Genomic DNA, 2811 nt, shown 5'->3' with positions numbered 1-2811 from the left:
CGCGCCTGAGGGCCGAGCCGCGGGCCGGAGCGCCGCTCCACTCCCCCCGGCGGTCCGGGGGCCACAGGAGCCTGCCACAGCCCCGTCTCGCTCGAGAGCCAGAGCCGCACCCGGCTGCCCCCGTCGTAGGCGACCTCGAGGTTGCCCCCGTGAGCCCGCGCCACCGCCCGCGCCACCCTGAGGCCGAGGCCCTCCGCCATGGGCTCGGGAAAGCCCGGCCCCTGGTCGGCCACCTCGAGAAAGCCATGCTCTCCTTCCGCGCCGCTCCTCAAGGCGATCTTCCCCTTGGGGGTGTGGCGGACGGCGTTGGCGACCAGGTTGTTGAGGGCCTGCTCGAGCAGCCTGGGGTCGCCCCTGGCCGGGGCGGGTTCGGCCTCCAAGACGAGCTCGTGGCCCGCCTCCAAGGCCAGAGGCTGCAGCCGGTCGTAGGTGGCTTCGGCCAGATCGGCGAGGTCGAGGGTCGCGGCGCGAAGCTCCTGGGACTCGGCGCGCGACAGCGCCAAGAGGTTCTGGGCGAAGGTCTCGAGCCGCAGCGCCTCGCGGTGGAGCCGCACCAGCAGCTCCGGTCCGGGCGGCTCCTGCCGCGCTCTGGCCGCCTCGAGGCTGGCGCGCAGGGCCGAAATCGGCGTGCGCAGCTCGTGCGCGGCGTAGGCCAAAAAGCGCAGCTCGCGCTCCTGCTTGTGTCTGAGCTGCTCGAGCAGCACCGCAAAGCCCGCCGCCAGCGTGGCCGCCTCGTCGCGGCCGGGGATGGGCGGCAGTTCGGCGAGGCTGTCGAAGTCGCGCGCGGCGCGGGTCAAGGTCTCGAGCGGGTGCAAGGCCAGACCCGCCATCACCCAGGCCATCACCCCGGAGAAGAAGGAGAGCGCCAGCACCAGCGGCAGGGCAATCGTCGCGTAGGGACGCATGGTGGCCTGGAGCGCCGCCAGGGAGCGACCCACCTGCACCTCTACCTCGCCGCTCTCCAGGGTGTAGACCCGCCAGGCGCCCACGCTGCGGATCCCGTTGCCCTCCACCACGCCCCGCGGGTCCAGCGGCCTGGGCACCCCGGTCGGGCCGCTCTCCCAGATGAGCTGGCCCCGGCGGTAGACCTGAGCGGCGCTCACCACGCTGCCGCGCGTCAGGTAGCTCTCCACCACCTCGGGAACCTCGTACTGAGCGCTGCCCAGGCTGGCCCCCATGATCACCTGGGCGAGCAGCCGGTTTTCGCTGTCTAGGTCGGCGAGGCGCAAGTTGAGCAGCGACCAGTAGGTGGCGCCCAGCCCCACGCTCAGCCCCAGCAGGGTCAGCCCCGCCGCGATCAGGACCAGCTTGATCCGCAGCTTCATCCGCCCGCGGCTAGCCGGGAAAGCGGTAGCCCGAGCCGCGCACCGTCTCGATCACCCCGTCCTTGACCTTGCCGCGCAGGTTCTTGACGTAGACGTCGACCAGGTTCGAGAGCGAGTCGAAGCTGGCCCCCCAGACCCGCTCGAGCACGTCGCTGCGGCTGAAGATCCGCCCGGGGTTCAGCATGAACAGCTCCAGGACCTCGAACTCCTTGGCGGTGAGCCGCACCAGCTCGCCGCCGCAGCGCAGCTGCCGGACCTCTAGGAGCAGCTCGCAGTCGCGCCACTGCACGCTCCTGGGCCGCACCTCGCCGCGCCGGTAGAGCGCCCTCAGCCGGGCGATGAGCTCGGTCACCGCAAAGGGCTTGGCCAAGTAGTCGTCGCCGAACTCGAGCCCGCGCACCCGGTCGTCCAGCGTTTCGCGGGCGGTGAGAAAGAGGATCGGCTGGCGAAAGCCCGCCTCGCGCACGTCCTGGGCCAGCTTGAAGCCCGCCTCGTCGCCCTCGGGCAGCATCACGTCGAACAGGAGCAGCTCGAAGGGCGCCGCCCACAGCGCCTCCCAGGCCGCGTCGGCCGAGTGGACCACGGTAGGGCGAAAGCCCTGACCCTCCAGACTCTCGCGCAGGGCCTGGGCCAGCGAAACCTCATCTTCCACGACGAGCAGGCGCACTTCACCAGCTAGTATACCCGTCTCACCGTTCAGCCTGACCCCATTCATCACGTCCACCGTTTCCGCCTCTTTTCTTCCCAGTCCCTCATTAACCGACAACTCTAGAGCGGCGCCATGAAGCGAACATGAAGTGCGAGGCTGTCCCGGCCGCTGCCCAGCGGCCTGCTTCCGGCAAGGCTCGCCCAAAGCCGGGTTCGGTGGCGATGGTCCGCCCAATGCCGCGCCTTTGGAGGGGAGATTCCATGTTGGCGTGGGCCTGGAGCGACCATTCGGGCAAAATCTGCGGCCAGCACGCAAAAACCGGACTTCATTTTCGGTTCATCTCTTCTTCATAGTCTTAATGGCATAGAAGCCGGGCTTGGGCCGGTGGAGCAACGAGGAGGGGAAAGGAAGATAAGCAATGAGGTGTGGGGAGCAAGACCAGGGGTTATCCCTGAAGACTTATCCGCTTTTTAAGGTCCAAACACTCGAGCCAACAAGAAACACAAAGGACAATATGAAACAACTGAAGTACGTGGTAATGGCAGCAACCCTCGCGCTCCTCGCGGCCTGTGGACAGATGACGCCACAGGCGAACCTCAACGAAGAGATTGCTGTCTTAGATGATGCGGCAGCGGCTGGGGACGGAGTATCGACAACGACCCAAGGTGGTAAGACCACCACAACCTTGGCTTTTGGTGAAGTTTGCACCGGCGTACCTACCACTAAGGACGTTCTTGTACGCGTTACCCGCTCCGGAAACTCAAATGTTAACACTTATCAAAACAGCTCGAGAGCCAGCTTTACTCATTCAGCGCTTACGGACTCCCGTCTGACTAC

Annotated in this window: 3 protein-coding genes; 1 reads left to right on the top strand and 2 read right to left on the bottom strand. The window is 67.0% G+C overall.

Annotation, left to right across the window (positions count from 1 at the left end; all coding sequences use genetic code 11):
* On the bottom strand, positions 1–1325 hold a 1325-nt coding region (locus M3498_06995; GenBank protein ID MDQ3459029.1), incomplete at its 3' end, for a HAMP domain-containing histidine kinase.
* A gap of 10 nt (positions 1326–1335) precedes the next feature.
* Positions 1336–2040 carry a response regulator transcription factor gene (locus M3498_06990; protein MDQ3459028.1) on the bottom strand — a complete coding sequence of 235 codons (705 nt, stop codon included), beginning with the start codon at positions 2038–2040 and terminating at the stop codon, positions 1336–1338.
* Positions 2041–2488: 448 nt separating this feature from the next.
* Here M3498_06990 and M3498_06985 point away from each other — a divergent pair.
* A partial coding sequence (locus tag M3498_06985) for a hypothetical protein (protein ID MDQ3459027.1) occupies positions 2489–2811 on the top strand: 323 nt, incomplete at its 3' end.

Source organism: Deinococcota bacterium, from assembly GCA_030858465.1.
In the GTDB taxonomy this organism is placed as follows: Bacteria; Deinococcota; Deinococci; order Deinococcales; family Trueperaceae; genus JALZLY01.
The sequence above is the reverse complement of the archived record's forward strand: the minus strand, read 5'-3'. Positions and strand labels throughout refer to the sequence as shown.